This window comes from Saccharothrix hoggarensis, assembly GCF_052936025.1.
Genome location: NZ_CP193624.1, coordinates 436,976 through 454,798, shown reverse-complemented (window position 1 = coordinate 454,798; position 17,823 = coordinate 436,976). Strand labels below are relative to the sequence as shown.

Genomic DNA, 17,823 nt, shown 5'->3' with positions numbered 1-17,823 from the left:
CAGGTCAGCCGATCACGAGCCGCAGGCCGTAGGCGCCCAGGATCTCGTTCACCGGCTGGTAGTAGGTCGTGCCGCCGGTCGAGCAGTTGCCCGAACCACCCGAGGTCACGCCCTGGGCCTGGCCGAAGCCCGTGCCGGCCACGTACGAGCCGCCGGAGTCGCCGGGCTCGGCGCACACGGAGGTCCGCGTGAGGCCGTACACGATGCCGGACGTGCCGTAGTTCACCGTCTGGTTCTTGGCCTGGACCGTGCCGCAGTGCCAGCCCGTGGTGGAGCCGGAGCGGCAGATGGTGGCGCCGATCGCGGCCTCGGTGGAGCCCTTCACCACGACGTTGGTGCCGTTGTAGCGGTTCACCCACGGACGCGAGGTCCAGCTGCTGTTCGTGCGCACCCAGGCGTAGTCGTTGCCGGGGAACGAGGAGCCCGCGAACGAGCCGGAGGCGACCCGGTTGTAGCCGGAGGTGGTGGTGCCGACGCGACCGCAGTGGCCCGCCGTCACGTAGCCGCCCGCGGTGACCGAGAAGCCGACGGAGCAACGCCCGCCGCTGCCCATGTAGTACGCGTCACCGCCGCGGGTGTCGTACAGGGTCGTGGGGGACTCCGCGACCTCCTCCACGCGCACCGCCGGGCTCAACGCCGCCGCGTCGGCCAGGAAGCGGTCGGCCGCCGCGTCACGCGTGTTCCGGTTGACCTCCACGACGACGCTGTTGGACGCGTCGTCCACCCGCCAGCCCGTGATGGACGCCGGCGCGGTGAGGCGGTCGAGGGCCGCCTTCGTGCCGGTCAGGCTGCGGTGCGAGTACCGGACGACCTTGGCGTCGGCGCCGGCGGCGCGCGCCGCGTCGGCCTTCGCCGCGTCGGTGACACCCACGGTGAGCTTGCCGCTCGCCGAGTCGATCCACGCACCGGCGAACGAGTCGCCGAGCGCGCCGCGCACCTTGGTCTCGATGTCACCCGACCTGGTGTCATTCGCCAGACGGACGCGCGCTTGCTCGGCGGTCAGGCCGAGGTCGCGTTGCACCGCTTGGAGCAACTCGGCCGGGTAGCTCTCCGTGTCCGCGGCGGTTGCCGCCTGGGGCGCGGCGGGCGCCGCGGTGGCCGGTACGCTGAGAGCTGTAGCCGCGCCGGTGGCGAGCAGGGCAGCCACGGCGAGGCGGGCCGCACTCGTGCGGTTCATTAGGCGTCTCCCTCATCTTCGGGTGCAGGGAACCCGAGAGCCTGGTTGCAGGGACCGCTCTCGGGGGCTCTAGGGGGACGGGCGGTGGGGCGGCGGCAGGGGTCGCCCCACCCCTTTACTTCTCGCCCGGGTCTTTGCCCGGGCCACCGTCCGGTTCTCCGAAGTCCCGCCGTCGAACGGCGCGAGCGGGGCTCTGCGCGGTCGCATGTGCCCTCCTCCCCGGTCGCCTACCGACCAGTACTCACCCGTTCGAGCGACGTTATGACCCTGTGACCTATGACGGTCCGGGCCATCTGAGGGCGAAGTGTGTCACAGGCCACGCCGGGTTGACTGCGCTGTGTAGCGTTTGACAGTTAACTCTCACTCAAGGTAGTGATTCGATCACCGATTCGGGCGGTTTTGCCAGAAGTAAGGGATTCGGCTGCGCCAGCCCCGTACGTGTGAAAGATGTTGCCCCGGCCGGGTGAGACCGCAGGAGTTCCGGTTGCGGCCGGTGCACCTCTCACGCGGCCACCGGGGTGAGGATCATCGGTGGCATGGCACTCGTCACCCTCTCCGACATCCAGGCCGCCGCGGACCTCGTGAAGGACGCGGTCGTCCGCACACCCCTCCTGCGGTTCGACGACGGGCTCTGGCTGAAGCCCGAGGTCCTCCAGCCCGTCGGCGCGTTCAAGATCCGCGGCGCGTACCACGCGCTGGCCCGGCTGCCCGAGGACGTCCGCGCCCGCGGCGTCGTCGCCCACTCCAGCGGCAACCACGCCCAGGCCGTCGCGTACGCGGCGAAGCTGTTCGGCGTGCCGGCCGTGATCGTCGTCCCCGACACCACGCCGCGGGTCAAGGTCGTCGCCACCCGGTCGCACGGCGCCGAGGTGGTCGAGGTGCCGATGACCGAGCGCGAGTCGCGGGCGCGCGAGCTGGCCGACGAGCGGGGCGCGACGCTGATCCCGCCGTTCGACCACCCCGACGTGATCGCCGGGCAGGGCACCATCGGGCTGGAGGTCGTCGCCGACCTGCCCGACGTGGAGACGGTGCTGGTGCCGGTCAGCGGCGGCGGGCTGATTTCCGGCGTGGCGACCGCGGTGAAGGCGCTCAGCCCGTCGACCCGGGTGGTCGGCGTCGAGCCGGAGCTCGCGGGCGACGCCGCCGAGTCCCTGCGGGCCGGGGCGCTGGTCCAGTGGTCGCCGGAGGACCGGGCGCGGACCGTCGCCGACGGGCTGCGCAGCGAGCCGTCCGAGCTGACGTTCGCGCACATGCGCGCCTACGTGGACGACATCGTGACGGTGTCGGAGGAGGAGATCGGGGCGGCGATCGGGCGGGCGGCGCGACAGGCCCGGCTCGTGGTGGAGCCCAGCGGCGCGGTGGCGCTGGCCGCGTACCTGGCGCGGCCGACGGGGTGGGCCGCCTCGGGCAGGACGGTGGCCGTGCTGTCCGGCGGGAACGTCGACCCCGAGGTGTTCGCCCGGTACCTCTGAGGCGCGCTAGTCGCGCACGCGCGGCGGCGGGGCGTCGACGCCGCAGCTGTGGCACTCGGGGGCGGGCTCCGGGTCGGCCCGCAGCACGTCGTTGTCGGCGCCGATCGCCAGCAGGCCTCCGACGACCGACGCCGCCGCGCACACCAGCAGCGCCGTCCGCCAGCCCGCGGTGAGCGCGACCGGGTCGGCGTACTGGGCGCCGGTCAGGCCCGCCACCGCGGGCAGCACGGCCACCGCGACCAGGCTGCCGGTGCGGGCGACCGCGTTGTTCACGCCCGAGGCGACGCCCGCGTACCGGTCCGGCGCGGCGGCCAGGACGGTCGCCGTCACCGGCGCCACCACCGCGGCGAGACCGACGCCGAACACGAGCAGGCCGGGCAGGACGCCGGTCCAGTAGCCCGCGCCCGGCTCGACCCACCGCAGCATCAGCATGCCGACCCCGATCAGGACCGGTCCTCCGATGAGTTGGGCGCGCGGGCCGATGCGCTGGGCGAGCTTCCCGGACCGCGCGGACAGCGCCAGCATGATCACCGTGATGGGCAGGCTCGCGAGGCCGGCGGTCGTCGGCGGGTAGCGCAGCGACACCTGGAGTTGCAGGACCATGAGCACCATGACCCCGCCGAGCGCCGCGTAGACGAGGAACGTCAGGGCGTTGGCCAGCACGAACGTCCGGTTGGCGAACAACGTCGGCGGCACGAGGGGGTCGCGGCCCCGGCGCTGCCGCACGACGAACGCGACCAGCGACACCGTGCCGACCGCGGCCGCCGTCACGACCACCGCGTCGGCGCCCCGGACCGGCGCCTCGACCAGGGCGGCGGTGATGCCCGCGAGGCCCAGTGCTCCGATGACCGAGTCGCCGATGTTGGGGTGGCCGGTCAGCTCGCGGTCCCGCGACTCGGGCACGTGACGGCGGGCCAGCCACACGCAGACCGCCGCGACCGGCAGGTTGACCAGGAACGCGAGCCGCCACGACCACGCCTCGACGAGCAGGCCGCCGACCAGCGGCCCGATCGCCGTCGCCACGCCGGACAGGCCGGACCAGGCCCCGATGGCGCGGCCGCGGTCCGTCCGGACGAACACCGACTGCAGGATCGCGAGCGAGCCGGGCGTGAGCAGCGCGCCGCCCACGCCTTGCAGCACGCGCGCCGCGACCAGCAGTTCCGTGGTCGGGGCCAGGCCGCAGAGCAGCGAGGCGGCGCCGAACCAGACGACGCCGAAGGTGAAGACGCGGCGGCGGCCGTACCGGTCGCCGAGCGAGCCGGCGACCAGGATCAGCGAGGCGAGGGCGAGCAGGTAGCCGTCGAGGATCCACTGGAGGCCGGCGACGGACGCGCCGAGTTCCGCGCCGACGCGGGGCAGGGCGATGTTGACGATGGTGCTGTCGAGCATCGCCATGCCGGAGCCGAGGATGGTGGTGGCGAGCACGGCCCGCGCCCGGCCCGTGCCCCACACCACCGTCTCGGCCACGGCGGACCGCTAGTCCGCGGGCCGGTTGAGCGTGGCCACGAACTTGTACCGGTCGCCGCGGTACACCGACCGCACCCACTCGACCGGGTTGCCCTCGGTGTCGAACGAGTGGCGCGACAGCAGCAGCATCGGCAGGCCGATGTCGGCGCCGAGCAGCTCGGCTTCCTCGGGCGAGGCGAGGGCCGTCTCAATAGTCTCCTCGGCGTGGCCCATCTCGACCCCGAACCGCTCGCGCAGGACCTGGTACAGCGACGCCCCGGGCGCGAGGTACCGGCGCAGCCCGCGGAAGCGGCCCAGCGCCAGGTGGGTCGTCTCGATGGCCATCGGCTCGCCGTCGGCCAGCCGCAGCCGGTGCAGCCGCAGCACCTTCGCGCCCGCCCGCACGCCGAGCAGCCGGGCCAGCTCGGCCTCCGCCGCCATCTCCGACGCCTCGATCAGGCGCGACGACGGCTGCCTGCCCTGCGCCTTCATGTCCTCTGTGTACGAGGACAGCTGGAGCCGTTGCGCCACCTTGGGTTCCGCGGCGAACGTCCCCTTGCCCTGCACGCGCAGCAACCGGCCCTCGACCGTGAGTTCCGCGAGGGCCTGCCGGACCGTGGTCCGCGACACGTCGAACTCGGCGGCCAGCGACCGCTCGGTCGGGATCGGAGATCCGGGCGGCAGCGCGCGCAGGAGGTCGAGCAGATGCCTCTTGAGTCCCCAGTACTTCGGCTCGCGCTGCGCGCGAGTCCTGGCGTCCACGCCAGTCGCAGGGCTCGTTTCGAGCATGCCTTCCTCCTCGCCCCTTGCCAGCCGACCTTGACAGCGCTCCCGGACACAGGATGCCTTGTCCACGTCGGATCGTGCGCCCGAACCCCCGACAAGGGCCCGGAAATTGCTCCGATGACTTTGCAACGGTCCAGCAACGGCCTTGACATGCCCTGTGGCGAGGCACACTCTAGGCCGCATTGGTCTACACCACTTTGGTCGTTCCGGTCGTGGGATCGGGGCATGGGGAAAGGGCGCACAACGTGAAGGGCTGGAGAGGACTGGCCGTAGGTGCCGCCGCACTCGCGGTGGCCGTGGCCGGATGTGGCACGAGCTCTGACGGCGGCAACAGCGGCAACTCCGGAGAACCCAAGACGCTGACGGTCTGGTTGATGGACGGCTCCGCGCCGACCACCCTGACCGACGCGCTGAACAAGGAGTTCCAGGACTCGCACCCCGGCGTCACCGTCAAGTACGAGGTCCAGAAGTGGAACGGCATCCAGGAGAAGCTGACCACCGCGCTGACCAGCAACAACCCGCCGGACGTCATCGAGCTGGGCAACACCCAGACGGCGAAGTTCGCGGCTGAGGAGACCCTGCTCGACCTGAGCGGCGACGTCTCGAACCTCAACGGCGACCAGTGGCTCGGCGGTCTCAAGGACTCGCTGACCTGGGACGGCAAGCAGTACGGCCTGCCGTTCTACGCCGCGAACCGCACCGTCATCTACCGGACGGACCTGTTCGAGGCCGCGGGCATCACGAGCACGCCGAAGTCGCGTGACGAGTGGGTCGCCGCCATCGAGAAGCTGAAGACCGCGAACGCGGCCGACCCCGAGTTCCAGTCCCTCTACCTGCCGGGCCAGTCCTGGTACGCCCTGCTGTCGTTCATCTGGGACGAGGGCGGCGACGTCGCCAAGGCGCAGGGTTCCGCGTGGGCCGGCGCCCTGAACACCCCCGAGGCCAAGGCGGGCGTCGACTTCTACAAGAAGCTCGTCGACACCTCCGGCACCAAGGCCCCGAAGGACGCCGACGAGGCCACGCCGCAGCAGATGGAGGTGTTCGGCACCGGCAAGGTCGGCATGATGATCGGTCTCCCGTGGGAGCTCGCGGGCGCCGTCAAGGCCAACCCGGACCTGAAGGAGAAGACCGCCGCGTTCCCGATCCCGTCGAAGACCGCGGGCAAGACCGCCCCGGTGTTCCTCGGCGGCTCGAACCTGGCGATCCCGGCGGGCAGCAAGAACAGCGACCTCGCCAAGGAGTACCTGAAGCTGCTCAGCTCCAAGAAGTACCAGGACATGCTGGCCGAGGGCGGCGCGGTGCCCGGCACCTCGACCGACACGTCCAAGCTGGCCACCACCCCGCTGGGCAAGGCGCTGGCCGAGTCCGCCCCGAACGGCAAGGTCACCCCGACCACGCCGGCGTGGGCCGCGGTCGAGGCGGGCCAGAACCCGCTGAAGGACATGCTGACCGCCTACCTGACCGGCGCGAAGACGCTGGACCAGGCCACGGCCGACGCCAACACCGCCTTGTCGAAGACCCTGGGCGGATGACGATCGCATGACGGCCGTGAACACGACCGACGCCGCGGTGCCGACGAACCACTCGTCGGCGCCGCGGCGTGCCGCACCGGACGGCGCGCCGCGTCGTCGTGGCGCCTTCGACCGGGCGCTGCCCTACCTGCTGCTGGCCCCCGCGCTGGTGGCCATCCTGTGGTTGATCGGCTGGCCCGTCCTCTCCGTCCTGGTCACGAGCTTCCGCAGGCTGAACCTGCGCGAGCTGACCCGCGGCGAGGTGGTGTGGACCGGCTTCGACAACTACGCCGAGATCCTCGGCGACCCGGCGTTCTGGGCGATCGCCGTGCGCACCGTCGTGTTCACCGCGGTCGTGGTGGCCGCGTCGGTCGTGGCGGGCCTGCTGATCGCGCTGCTCATGCGGCAGATCAGCCCCGTGGTGCGGATCGCCCTGCAGGTCGCGATGCTGCTGGCGTGGGCGATGCCGCTGCTCGCGGCGACCACCGTCTACCAGTGGATCTTCGACCAGCAGTACGGCATCCTCAACAAGACCCTGGTGAAGGTCGGGTTCGACTCCTTCGCCGGGTACTCGTGGTTCTCCACCGGCACGTCGACGCTGGCCGTGATCGGGCTGCTGATCGTGTGGCAGGCGATCCCGTTCCTGGCGTTCTCGCTGTACGCGGGCGCGATCGGCATCCCGAAGGACCAGTACGAGGCAGCCGGCATCGACGGCGCCTCGGCGTGGCAGACGTTCCGCTCGGTGACGTGGCCGGAGCTGCGGCCGCTGCTGCTGATGGTGACGTTCCTGTCGCTGCTGTGGGACTTCAAGGTGTTCGCCCAGATCTGGGCGATGAAGAAGGGCGGCCCGGACGGCGGCAGCACCACGCTGCCCGTCTACCAGTACCTCGAGGGCATCTCGAAGAGCCACTTCGGGGTCGCGGCGGCCGTGTCCGTGGTGATGGTGGCGCTGCTGGCGCTGCTCACGTTCCAGTACCTGCGCAGGCTGGTCCGCTCCCAGGAGGGCTCGCTGTGACCGCGTTGAAGGTGACCCGGCCCAAGAAGATCGTGGGCAACGTCGTCGCGCTGGTCGTGGCGCTGTTCTTCGCGTTCCCGACCTACTGGATGGTCGCGACCGCGCTGAAGCCCCGCAAGGACCTGCTGACCAGCGGGTACGACCTGGTGCCGTTCACGGTGACCGGCTCGAACTTCGCCACCGCGTGGGCCAAGCCGGGGTTCCTCGGCGCGCTGGGCAACAGCCTGCTGGTGTCGTTGAGCGCGGTGCTGGCGGCGGTCGTCGTCGGCCTGCTCGCGGCGGTGGCGCTGTCGCGGATGCGGTTCCGGGGCCGCAAGGGCTTCGTGATGATGATGCTGGTGGCCCAGATGGCGCCGTTCGAGGCGCTGCTGATCCCGATGTTCCTGATGATGCGCGACCTCGACCTGCTGGACCGGCTGCCGGCGCTGGCGCTGATCTACTTCGCGGTGACGCTGCCGTTCTGCGCGTGGACGCTGCGCGGGTTCGTCAACGGCATCCCGCTGGAGCTGGAGGAGGCGGCGATGGTGGACGGCTGCGGGCGGTGGGGCGCGTTCCGGCGGGTCACGCTGCCGCTGCTCGGCCCCGGTCTGGTGGCCACGTCGGTGTTCGCGTTCGTGACCGCGTGGAACGAGTTCCTGTTCGCGCTGTCGCTGATCAACGACCAGGCCAAGCAGACCCTGCCGGTGTGGCTGTCGGGGTTCCAGACCGCGTTCGGCACCGACTGGGGTGGCGCGATGGCCGCGTCGGCGCTGTTCACGCTGCCGGTGCTGGTGTTCTTCCTGATCGTGCAGCGCAAGATGGTCACCGGCGTCACCGCCGGTGCGGTGAAGGGGTAGACCGCATGTCGTTGCACCGGCTCGCGTCGGGTGTCCTGCTGCCGGGGTTCCACGGGACCGAGGCGCCGGACTGGCTGTTGAAGCGGGTGGCCGACGGGCTCGGCGGCGTGGTGCTGTTCGGGCGCAACGTCGTGCCGGGCGGACCCGACGGGCACGGCGGGGACGCGCAGGTCGCCGCGTTGAACGCGCAGCTGCGCGCCGCCCGCGCGGACGTCGTGATCGGGATCGACGAGGAGGGTGGCGACGTCACCCGGCTCGACGCGGGCCACGGCTCGGAGGTGCCGGGCAACCACGCGCTGGGCGCGGCGGGCGACCCGGGGCTGACGCGGTCGGTGGCGGCGTCGATGGGCTCGCGGCTGGCGGCGTGCGGGGTGAGCCTGAACCTCGCGCCGTCGGCGGACCTCGTGCTGACGCTGGAGGACCCGGTGATCGGCGTGCGGGCGTTCGGGTCGGACCCGGAGGCCGCGGCCGCGCACGTGGCGGCGTTCGTGGAGGGCATGCAGGCCGTCGGGGTCGCCGCGTGCGCCAAGCACTTCCCCGGCCACGGGGCGTCCACTGTGGACTCGCACGCGGCGCTGCCGGTGCTGCCGCGGTCGGTGGCGGAGCTGGCGGCGGTCGAGTTCGTGCCGTTCCGGGCGGCGGTGCTGGCGGGGGTGCGGTCGATCATGACCGGGCACCTCGTGGTGCCGGAGTGGGGTCCGGAGCCGGCGACGCTCAACCCGGTCGCGGTGCGCGTGCTGCGGGAGGAGCTGGGCTTCACCGGGGCGATCATCACCGACGGGCTGGACATGAAGGCCGTCGGCGGCGACCTGGCGCAGGGTTCCGTGCGGGCGCTGGTCGCCGGCGTGGACGCGCTGTGCCTGGGCGGCGAGCCGTTGGACGACGACGGGATGCGGTGGCTCGTGGACGCCATCGTGGCGGCCGTCGAGTCGGGCGAGCTGCCGGTGGAGCGGCTGGAGGAGGCGGCCAGGCGGACCGCCGCCCTGGGCGCGCCGCCCGCCGCCGTGGACGGGCACGACCCGGCGTTGGGCCTGGCCGCGGCACGGCGGGCGCTGGAGGTGCGCGGCGAGCCGCGGCTGTCCGGGCCGCCGGTGGTGGTCGACCTCGCGGTGGAGCCGTCGATCGCGGTCGGCGACGTGCCGTGGGGCCTCGGGCCGTACCTGGTGGAGCTGCTGCCGGGCACGACGGTGGTGTCGTCGACGTCGGCGGACGAGATCGCGGCGGCGGCCGGCGGGCGCACGGTGGTGGTCGTGACGCGTGAGGCACACCGCCACGCGTGGGCTCGCGAGCTGGTGGCGTCGCTGGTTACTATTGGTCTAGACCTAGTGCACGTCGAGACGGGCGTGCCGGGACCGGACCTGGGCGCCGCGGCCCGCGTCGACACCCACGGCGGCTCACGGGTGTGCCTGCGCGCCGCCGCGGAACTCCTCGCGGGCGGGCACGTCGCCGCCGGCCACGTCGCCGCCGGCCGTTGAGCACCCGAGCACTGACAGGGGAAATCCGATGACCGACCACCAGCCCGGCAGGCACATGGCGGCCGAGATCGACCGCCAGCCCGCGATCTTCGCCGACCTCCTCGCGCGGCGGGCCGAGATCGCGTCGGTCGCCTCGGCGATCGCCGAGCGCCGGCCGCGGTTCGTGCTCCTCGCCGCGCGCGGGTCCAGCGACCACGCGGCGCTGTACGCGAAATACCTGACCGAGGTGCTGCTGGAGCTGCCCGCCGGGCTGGTGTCGCCGTCCACGACCACGCTGTACGGCGCCCAGCCCGACCTGCGCGACGTGCTCCTGGTGACGGTGTCGCAGTCGGGCGGGTCGCCGGACCTGCTGGAGGTCACCGCGTCGGCGCGGGCGCGCGGGGCGCTGACGGTCGCCGTCACGAACACGGCGTCGTCGCCGCTGAACGCCGCCGCCGAGCTGTCGGTGGACGTCGGCGCGGGCGTCGAGCAGGCCGTGGCGGCGACCAAGACGTACTCGTCCACGCTGCTCGCGCTGTACCTGCTGGTGGACGCCATCCGCGGCGGTGACGGGTCGGCGGCGGCGGGCCTGGGCGACCTGGCGCGGGCCACGCTGGACATGTCGGCCGACGCGGTGGCGGAAGCCGTGCGGCGGTACCGGTTCGTGGACCGGGTGCTCACCACCGGGCGCGGGTACTCGCTGCCGACGGCGCTGGAGGCGGCGTTGAAGCTGGCCGAGACGTCGTACCTGGCGGCGCGGGCGTACAGCGGGGCGGACCTGCTGCACGGTCCCGTGGCGGCGGTGGACGCCGAGACCGCCGTGCTGGCGGTGACCAGCGCCGGCCAGGGCGGCGACGCGCTGCACGACGTGCTGGACGCCGTGCACGGGCGCGGCGCGGACGTCGTGGCCGTGGGGTCGGCCTCGGACAAGGTGTCGGCGGCGCTGCGCGTGCCGGTGGCCGAGACCGCCGAGGAGGTGGCGCCGATCCTGGAGATCCTGCCGGTGCAGCGCATCGCCCACGGCCTCGCGCTGGCCCGCGGCGGCGACCCGGACAACCCGCGCGGCCTGAACAAGGTCACCCGGACCCGCTGACGGCGGCCGGAACCCGCGCTCCAACGCGAAGAGGCCCGAGGGGATCGCCCTCGGGCCTCTTCACGTGTGCGGCTACTGGCCCGCTGCGGCCAGGCCGATCGAGGCGGTGTCGTACACCACCGTGCTGTCGAACACGACCTCCCCGTCCACCCACACCTTCCGTGGCCGGAGGTCGTCGTCCCACCACACCAGGTCGGCCACGGCGCCGGGTTCCAGCCTGCCCAGGGTGGGCTCCCCGATCGCCTCGGCCGGGATGATGGTCGCCGACGCCAGCGCGTCCGCCACGTCGACGCCCACCGACACGATGTTGCGCACGGCCCGGTCCAGCGTCAGCGCGCTGCCCGCGATCGTGCCCTCGGGCGAGCGCGGCACGCCGTCCTCGGTCAGCAGCACGTCCGCGCCGCCGAGCTGGTAGCGGCCGGGCGGCATGCCCGCGGCGGCCACGGCGTCCGTGACCAGCGCGACCCGGTGGCCGGCGGCGTTGAAGACGAGCCGGCAGACGTCCGGGCCGACGTGCGCGAGGTCCGCGATGAGGCCGAGCGTGAACCGGTCGTCCACGAGCGCCACGCCGGGCACGCCCGGCTCGCGGTGCCCCAGCGGGCGCTGCGCGTTGAACAGGTGCGTGACCATCCGGGCGCCCGCCTCGGCGGCCTCCCTGGTCTGCTCACCGGTCGCGTCGCTGTGGCCCACGGCCACCAGCACGCCGGCCGCCGCGAGCCGCCGCACGGCGTCCAGGCCGCCCGGCTGCTCGGGCGCGAGCGTCACCATGCGCAGCGCGCGGCGCAGCACCTCGTCGTTCAGCAGCAGGTCTATCTCGGCCGGTCCCGGCGCCACCATCAGCGCCGGGTCGTGCACGCCCGCCCGCTTCGGGGACAGGAACGGCCCTTCCAGGTGCACGCCCAGCGGCTTGGCCCCCGCGTGCTGCGGCAACGTGGCCGCCGCCGCCAGCACGGCGTGCGCCTGGCGCACCGCCACCGGCACCGGCGCGGTGATCAGGGTCGGCAGGAAGCGGGTCACCCCCGTGGGCGGGAGCGCTCTCGCGACCGCGGCCATGCCCGCGGGGTCGACCTCGGCGAAGTCGACGCCCACCGCCCCGTTCACCTGCACGTCCACCAGGCCCGGGGTGAGCAGGCCCTCGGTCAGCACCTCGGCGCCGCCGGGCGGTGAGCCCGCGACGACGTCCACGATCCGGCCTGCCCTGAACCTCAGGCTGACGGGACCGGTGATGGTCCGACCGAGCAGTGCTCGCGGAGCTGCGACAACCGTGTCCAAGGTCCCTCCTCAAATGGTCCAGACCATTATGGCGGCAAGTGGCGGACGCCGTCACCCTGTGGTTACAAGATAACCGAATAGAGCGGAGCCGTGTTAATGTTCCCCCCGCACGGCGGTTCGGCCGCGCGGCACTTCGGCGTGGCCCATACTTGGCGCCAGACATCCGAGGTCTAGCTGACGAGTCGAGGGCCGCCGTGGCAGTTACCGACGACGCCATCCTGCGCGTCAAGGAGATGATCGTCTCCGGCGAGCTGAAGCCGGGCGACCGGCTGCCGCGCGAGGCCGACCTCGCCGACCGGCTCGGCCTGTCGCGGAACTCCCTGCGCGAGGCGGTCAAGGCGTTGTCGCTGGTCCGGGTGCTCGACGTGCGGCAGGGCGACGGCACCTACGTGTCCAGCCTGCGGGCCGACGACCTGCTCGGCGCGCTGTCGTTCGTGCTCGACCTGCACCGCGGCGAGGACTCCGTGCTGGAGGTGCTCCAGGTCCGGCGCATCCTCGAACCCGCCGCGGCGGCCCTGGCGGCCCAGCGCGTCGAGCCCGAGGAGGTCGCCGCGCTGCGGGCCCTGTGCGACGCCGCCGAGTCCGCCCGGTCGGTCGAGGAACTGGTCCAGCACGACCTGGAGTTCCACCGCGCCATCGCCCACGGCTCGGGCAACGCCTACCTGGCCCGGCTGCTCGACACGCTCGCCGGGCCGACGGTCCGGGTGCGGATCTGGCGCGGCATCACGCAGGGCGGCGCGGTGGACCGGACCGTCGCCGAGCACCGCGCCATCGTCGACGCGCTCGCCGCCCACCAGCCCGAGCTGGCCCGGTCCTGGTCCACCGTCCACGTGGCCGGCGTCGAGCAGTGGCTCTCCGACCTGGCCTGAGCCGGGGAGCTAGGAGAACGCGGCCCTGATGAACGGCTGGGACTCCTGCGGGTGGGACCTCCTACGTGTGGGAACCGCTACGGCTCGACGCCGTACACGCGGGCGGCCGTGCCGGCGAACACCTCGGCGCGCTCGGCCGGCGACAGCTCGTCCGTCAACGCCCGCGCGGCCTCCAGCACGTCGGCGTACGGCGCGGCCAGCAGGCACACCGGCCAGTCCGACCCGAACATCAGCCGTGACGGCCCGAACGCGTCCAGCACCACGTCGAACCACGGCCGCAGGTCGGCCACCGTCCACCGCCGCCAGTCGGCCTCCGTGACCAGCCCGGACACCTTGCACGTCACGTTGTCGTGCGCGGCCAGCGCCCGCACGCCCGCGGCCCACGGCTCCAGCCCGCCGGACGCGATCGGCGGCTTCGAGCAGTGGTCCAGCACGAACGGCACGTCCGGCAGCGCGGCCACCGCGCGCCGGGCCGCCGGCAGCTGGCGCGGCACCGTGAGCAGGTCGTAGACCAGGCCGGCGCGACCGACGGCGGCCAGCCCCCGCAGCACGTCCGGCCGGCACAGCCACTCCGGGTCCGGCTCGGCCTGGACGACGTGCCGGACACCGCGCAGCCACTCCCCTCCCCCGCCCGCGCGCAACGCCGACAACGCGTCACCGACGGCGGGCGACGTCAGGTCCGTCCACCCCACCACCGCGCCGACCAGGTCCGTCGACGCGGCCAGCGCCAGCAGCTCCGGGGTCTCCTCCGGCACGGCCACCGTCTGCACCAGCACGGTCCGCGTCACCGGACCGGCCACGGCCGCGAGGTCCGCCAGCGAGAAGTCACGGCGGATCGCGCCCATCGGCGGGTCGGTGATCCAGTCCTGGTCGCGCACGGCGAGGTCCCACACGTGGTGGTGGGCGTCGACGATCACAGCAGCCCTTCCTCCCGCAGGTCGTCCCACACCACGTCCGGCACCGGCGCGGACGCCGCCTCCGCGTTGGCCCGCACCTCGTCCGCCGTGCGCATGCCCAGCAGCACGGACACCACCGCCGGGTGCCGGAACGGGAACGCGACGGCCGCCCGCGGCAGCGTCACGCCGTGCCGCGCGCACACCCCGGCGATCCGCCGGGCCCGCTCGACCAGCTGCACGGGCGCGGCGCGGTAGTCGTAGGTGTCGCCGACCTCGGGCCTGGCCAGCAGCCCCGAGTTGAACACCCCGGCCGCCACCACGGACACCCCGCGCTCGGCGCAGAGGTCCAGCAGCCCGGCCCCGCTCTGCTCCAGCACGGTGTACCGGCCGGCGAGCAGCACCACGTCCACGTCGGTCTCCCGCACGAACCGCGCGGGCAGCTCCCACTGGTTCATGCCGACGCCGACCGCGCCGACGACGCCCTCGTCCCGCAGCGCCGCCAGCGCGGGCACGGCCTCCGCCACGGCCCGGTCGCCGTGGTCGTCCGGGTCGTGCACGTACACCACGTCGACCCGGTCGAGCCCGAGCCGCTCCAGCGAGGACTCCAGCGACCGCCGCACGCCGTCCGCGCCGAAGTCCCACCGCCGCACGTGCGTGGCGGGCACCGCGAACCCGTTCGCCCGGTCGTCGCCGCCGGCCGAGCACGGCTCCAGCACCCGGCCCACCTTCGTGGACACGACGAACGAGTCGCGCGGCCGGCCCGCCAGGAACTCGCCGATCCGCCGTTCCGACAGACCGAGCCCGTAGTGCGGCGCGGTGTCGAAGTACCGGATGCCGGCGTCCCACGCGGCCTCCAGCGCCCCGAGGGCGTCCGAATCGGACACCTCGGTGTACAGGTTGCCGATCGGCCCGCCGCCGAACCCCAACCGGGACAGTGGGATCACACCCGCACCTCCAAGACGATCGGCTCCGCGCCCATCGTTCCCCGTCCGCACGCCGGGGGCCACCGCGCTACGGCCGCGGCGGGCGCAACCGGAGGCCGTGCATGCCGCCGTCCACCGCGAGGACGGCGCCCGTCGTGGAGCCGGAGTGCGGACCGGCCAGGTACGCGATCGCGCCCGCCACCTCGTCCGCCGTCACCAGCCGACCGTGCGGCTGCCGGGCCTCCAGCGCGGCCCGCTCGGCGACCGGGTCCGGCGCCGCGTCGAGCAGCCGGCCGACCCACGGGGTGTCCGCCGTGCCGGGCGCCACCGCGTTCACCCGGATGCCCTCCCGCACGTGGTCCGCGGCCATCGCCAGCGTCAACGCGTGCACCGCGCCCTTGCTCGCCGAGTACAGCGCGCGCTGCGGCAGACCGGCCCACGCCGCGATGGAACCGGTGTTCACGATCGCCGGCGACGGCGACTCCCGCAGGTGCGGCAGCGCGGCGCGGGCGACGCGGACCATGCCGAGCACGTTCACCTCCAGCACGCGCCGCCACTCGTCGTCCGGGTTCGCGGCCACGTCACCGGTCGCGCCGACGCCCGCGTTGTTCACCAGGACGTCGAGCCGGCCGAACCGCGCGACCACCTCGGCGACCGCCGCCCGCACGGACTCGTCGTCGGCGACGTCCGCCCGGATGCCGTGCACCGGCGGGTCGACGTCGGGGTTCAGGTCCAGCGCCACCGCCGTCGCGCCCCGGGCCGCCAGCAGGCGCGCGGCGGCCAGGCCGATGCCCGACGCGCCGCCCGTCACCACGGCCACCAGGCCGTCGAACTCGCTCATCGCGCCCCCAGGTTCGTCCACACCGGACCGTCCGGGTACCGGTGGTCGGCCACGCTCCGGTCGCGCAGCCGGGCCGAGAAGCCGGGCTCGGACGGCGCGAGGTACCGGCCGCCGCGCACCACGGCCGGGTCGGTGAAGTGCTCGTGCAGGTGGTCGACCCACTCGATCGACCGGCCGTCCAGCGATCCGGACACCGCGACGAAGTCGGCCATCGCCAGGTGCCGGACCAGCTCGCACAGGCCGACGCCGCCCGCGTGCGGGCAGACCGGGACGCCGAACTTGGCCGCCAGCAACAGGATCGCGACGTTCTCGTTGACGCCGCCGACCCGGCACGCGTCGAGCTGCACCACGTCCACCGCGCCGGCCTGGAGGAGCTGCTTGAAGACGACCCGGTTCTGGACGTGCTCGCCGGTGGCGACCTTGATCGGCCGCACCGCCCTGGCGATGGCCGCGTGCCCCAGCACGTCGTCCGGCGAGGTGGGCTCCTCGATCCAGTACGGCGCGAACGGCGCCAGCTCGCGCATCCACGCGACGGCCGTGCCGACGTCCCACCGCTGGTTGGCGTCCACGGCGATGCGCACGCCGTCGCCGACGACCTCGCGGGCCAGCGCCAGCCGGCGCACGTCGTCGGCCAGGTCGCCGCCGACCTTGAGCTTGATCATGTCGAAGCCGTCGGCCGGCGCCCGCCGGGCCAGGTCGGCCAGCTTGTCGTCCGCGTAGCCGAGCCAGCCCGGGGACGTCGTGTAGGCGGGGTAGCCGTCCCGGACCAGGGCTGCGGCGCGGTCGGCCCGCCCCGGCTCGGCCCGGCGCAGGATGTCCAGCGCCTCGGCGGGCGTGAGCGCGTCGGACAGGTACCGGAAGTCGACCAGGCCGACGATCTCCTCCGGGGTCATCGCGGACAGGAACCGCCACAGCGGCAGCTCCGCGCGCCGGGCCGCCAGGTCCCACGCGGCGTTGACCACCGCGCCGAGCGCCATGTGCGCGACGCCCTTCTCCGGCCCGAGCCAGCGCAGCTGCGAGTCGCCGACCAGGTCCGCGGACAGCGCGGCGAGGTCGGCGGCGGTCTCCGGCACGGGCCGGCCGACGACGTGGTGCGCCAGCGACCGGATCGCGGCGGCCTGCACGTCGTTGCCGCGGCCGATGGTGAACGCCAGCCCGTACCCGTCCGGCCCCTCCGACGTCCGCAGCACGACGTACGCGGCCGAGTAGTCCGGGTCGGGGTTCATGGCGTCCGAGCCGTCCAGCTCGCGCGAGGTGGGGAACCGGACGTCCGCCACGTCGAGCGCGGTGATCCGGGCGCTCACGCCTGCCCCAGCGTCTGGCGCTGGCGGCCGAGCCCGTCGATCTCCAGCTCCACCACGGAGCCCGCGCGCAGGTACGGCTTCGGCTCGGGCTGCCCGAGCGCGACGCCGGCGGGCGTGCCGGTGTTGACGACGTCCCCCGGTCGGAGGACGAGGAACCAGCTCAGGTAGCGGACCAGCTCGGCCACCGGGAAGATCATGTTCTTGGTGGAGGAGTCCTGCCGCGGCACGCCGTCCACCCACAGGCGCAGGCCGAGCGCCTGCGGGTCGTCGACCTCGTCGGCGGGCACGAGGAAGGGGCCGAGCGGGTTGAACGTCTCGCAGTTCTTGCCCTTGTCCCACTGCCCGCCGCGCTCCAGCTGGAACTCGCGCTCCGACACGTCGTGCGACACCACGTACCCGGCGACGTGGGCCAACGCCTCCTCGGCCGACCCCAGGTACCGGGCCTCGCGCCCGATGACCACGCCCAGCTCGACCTCCCAGTCGGTCTTCACCGAGCCGCGCGGCACGAGCACCTCGTCGTACGGGCCGACGATCGTGTCCGCGGCCTTCAGGAACACCACCGGCTCGGCCGGGATCGCGAGCCCGGTCTCCTCAGCGTGGTCGCGGTAGTTCAAGCCGATGCAGACGATCTTGCCGACGTCCGCGACGGGCGGACCGACCCTCGGGCCGTCGTCCACGATCGGGTGGAGTTCGCCCGCGGCCAGCGCGGCTCTCGTGCGGGCGATGCCGTCGGCGGCTAGGAACGCGCCGGTCACGTCGTCCGTCAGCGGGCTCAGGTCGTACGCGACGCCGTCGTCGGCGCGGACGGCGGGGCGTTCGGAGCCCGACGGTCCCAGGCGCAGCAGCTGCACGGCAGGTCCTCCTCAACAACCGGTCGACAGATCGGATGTATAGCCGTCCACCGGAGGGGCGTCTAGGGCTTGACGGG

Annotated in this window: 16 protein-coding genes; 7 read left to right on the top strand and 9 right to left on the bottom strand. The window is 73.6% G+C overall.

Translation table 11 applies throughout. The features are described 5' to 3' along the window. Positions 1 to 4: 4 nt before the first annotated feature. A complete protein-coding gene (locus ACRAKH_RS02280; RefSeq protein ID WP_380724256.1) occupies positions 5 to 1,177 on the bottom strand; it encodes a S1 family peptidase in 1,173 nt (390 codons plus the stop codon). Between the two features lie 536 nt (positions 1,178 to 1,713). Here ACRAKH_RS02280 and ACRAKH_RS02275 point away from each other — a divergent pair. Beyond that, positions 1,714 to 2,649 carry a threonine ammonia-lyase gene (locus ACRAKH_RS02275; RefSeq protein ID WP_380724257.1) on the top strand — a complete coding sequence of 312 codons (936 nt, stop codon included), beginning with the start codon at positions 1,714 to 1,716 and terminating at the stop codon, positions 2,647 to 2,649. 6 nt (positions 2,650 to 2,655) lie between these two features. On the opposite strand, the gene ACRAKH_RS02270 is transcribed toward ACRAKH_RS02275, so the two are convergent. Continuing rightward, a complete protein-coding gene (locus ACRAKH_RS02270; RefSeq protein ID WP_447009592.1) occupies positions 2,656 to 4,116 on the bottom strand; it encodes an MFS transporter in 1,461 nt (486 codons plus the stop codon). Between the two features lie 9 nt (positions 4,117 to 4,125). Further along, positions 4,126 to 4,884 (bottom strand): GntR family transcriptional regulator, encoded by a 759-nt coding sequence (locus tag ACRAKH_RS02265; RefSeq protein WP_053715905.1) that lies wholly within the window; start codon positions 4,882 to 4,884, stop codon positions 4,126 to 4,128. Positions 4,885 to 5,126: 242 nt separating this feature from the next. Here ACRAKH_RS02265 and ACRAKH_RS02260 point away from each other — a divergent pair, with 242 nt between their 5' ends. The 5 genes from ACRAKH_RS02260 to ACRAKH_RS02240 are packed head-to-tail and all read left to right on the top strand — an operon-like array spanning position 5,127 to position 10,790. Continuing rightward, the gene (locus tag ACRAKH_RS02260) at positions 5,127 to 6,413 is read left to right on the top strand and encodes a sugar ABC transporter substrate-binding protein (protein WP_380724259.1); all 1,287 of its coding nucleotides are present in this window, start codon (positions 5,127 to 5,129) and stop codon (positions 6,411 to 6,413) included. 7 nt (positions 6,414 to 6,420) lie between these two features. Continuing rightward, positions 6,421 to 7,407, top strand: a complete 987-nt coding sequence (locus ACRAKH_RS02255) for a carbohydrate ABC transporter permease (RefSeq protein ID WP_380724260.1) — start codon at positions 6,421 to 6,423, stop codon at positions 7,405 to 7,407. A gap of 5 nt (positions 7,408 to 7,412) precedes the next feature. Beyond that, positions 7,413 to 8,243 carry a carbohydrate ABC transporter permease gene (locus ACRAKH_RS02250; RefSeq protein WP_380724265.1) on the top strand — a complete coding sequence of 277 codons (831 nt, stop codon included), beginning with the start codon at positions 7,413 to 7,415 and terminating at the stop codon, positions 8,241 to 8,243. A 5-nt stretch (positions 8,244 to 8,248) separates the two neighbouring features. Next, positions 8,249 to 9,718 (top strand): glycoside hydrolase family 3 protein, encoded by a 1,470-nt coding sequence (locus tag ACRAKH_RS02245; protein ID WP_447009591.1) that lies wholly within the window; start codon positions 8,249 to 8,251, stop codon positions 9,716 to 9,718. Between the two features lie 28 nt (positions 9,719 to 9,746). Continuing rightward, positions 9,747 to 10,790 (top strand): SIS domain-containing protein, encoded by a 1,044-nt coding sequence (locus ACRAKH_RS02240; protein ID WP_380729734.1) that lies wholly within the window; start codon positions 9,747 to 9,749, stop codon positions 10,788 to 10,790. Between the two features lie 72 nt (positions 10,791 to 10,862). Here the strand turns inward: ACRAKH_RS02240 and nagA are convergent, their stop codons facing one another. Next, positions 10,863 to 12,062, bottom strand: coding sequence for an N-acetylglucosamine-6-phosphate deacetylase (nagA, locus tag ACRAKH_RS02235; RefSeq protein ID WP_447009590.1), 1,200 nt, complete (start codon positions 12,060 to 12,062; stop codon positions 10,863 to 10,865). A gap of 194 nt (positions 12,063 to 12,256) precedes the next feature. On the opposite strand from nagA, the gene ACRAKH_RS02230 reads away from it, so the two are divergent. After that, positions 12,257 to 12,931: a FadR/GntR family transcriptional regulator gene (locus ACRAKH_RS02230; protein WP_380729730.1), complete on the top strand. Its 675-nt coding sequence runs from the start codon at positions 12,257 to 12,259 to the stop codon at positions 12,929 to 12,931. A gap of 77 nt (positions 12,932 to 13,008) precedes the next feature. Here the strand turns inward: ACRAKH_RS02230 and ACRAKH_RS02225 are convergent, their stop codons facing one another. The 5 genes from ACRAKH_RS02225 to ACRAKH_RS02205 all read right to left on the bottom strand — a co-directional run bounded on the left by ACRAKH_RS02225 (position 13,009) and on the right by ACRAKH_RS02205 (position 17,746). Next, complete coding sequence (locus ACRAKH_RS02225) at positions 13,009 to 13,848, bottom strand: amidohydrolase family protein (protein ID WP_447009589.1); 840 nt, start codon at positions 13,846 to 13,848, stop codon at positions 13,009 to 13,011. Further along, positions 13,845 to 14,771, bottom strand: a complete 927-nt coding sequence (locus tag ACRAKH_RS02220; RefSeq protein WP_380729726.1) for an aldo/keto reductase — start codon at positions 14,769 to 14,771, stop codon at positions 13,845 to 13,847. Before ACRAKH_RS02220 ends, ACRAKH_RS02225 begins: the two co-directional genes overlap by 4 nt. 67 nt (positions 14,772 to 14,838) lie before the next feature. Further along, a complete protein-coding gene (locus ACRAKH_RS02215; RefSeq protein ID WP_447009588.1) occupies positions 14,839 to 15,591 on the bottom strand; it encodes an SDR family NAD(P)-dependent oxidoreductase in 753 nt (250 codons plus the stop codon). Beyond that, positions 15,588 to 16,895, bottom strand: a complete 1,308-nt coding sequence (locus ACRAKH_RS02210) for an enolase C-terminal domain-like protein (RefSeq protein WP_380730347.1) — start codon at positions 16,893 to 16,895, stop codon at positions 15,588 to 15,590. Before ACRAKH_RS02210 ends, ACRAKH_RS02215 begins: the two co-directional genes overlap by 4 nt. After that, positions 16,892 to 17,746, bottom strand: a complete 855-nt coding sequence (locus tag ACRAKH_RS02205) for a fumarylacetoacetate hydrolase family protein (RefSeq protein WP_380730349.1) — start codon at positions 17,744 to 17,746, stop codon at positions 16,892 to 16,894. The genes ACRAKH_RS02210 and ACRAKH_RS02205 overlap by 4 nt, the downstream gene beginning before the upstream one ends. Positions 17,747 to 17,823 lie beyond the last annotated feature (77 nt).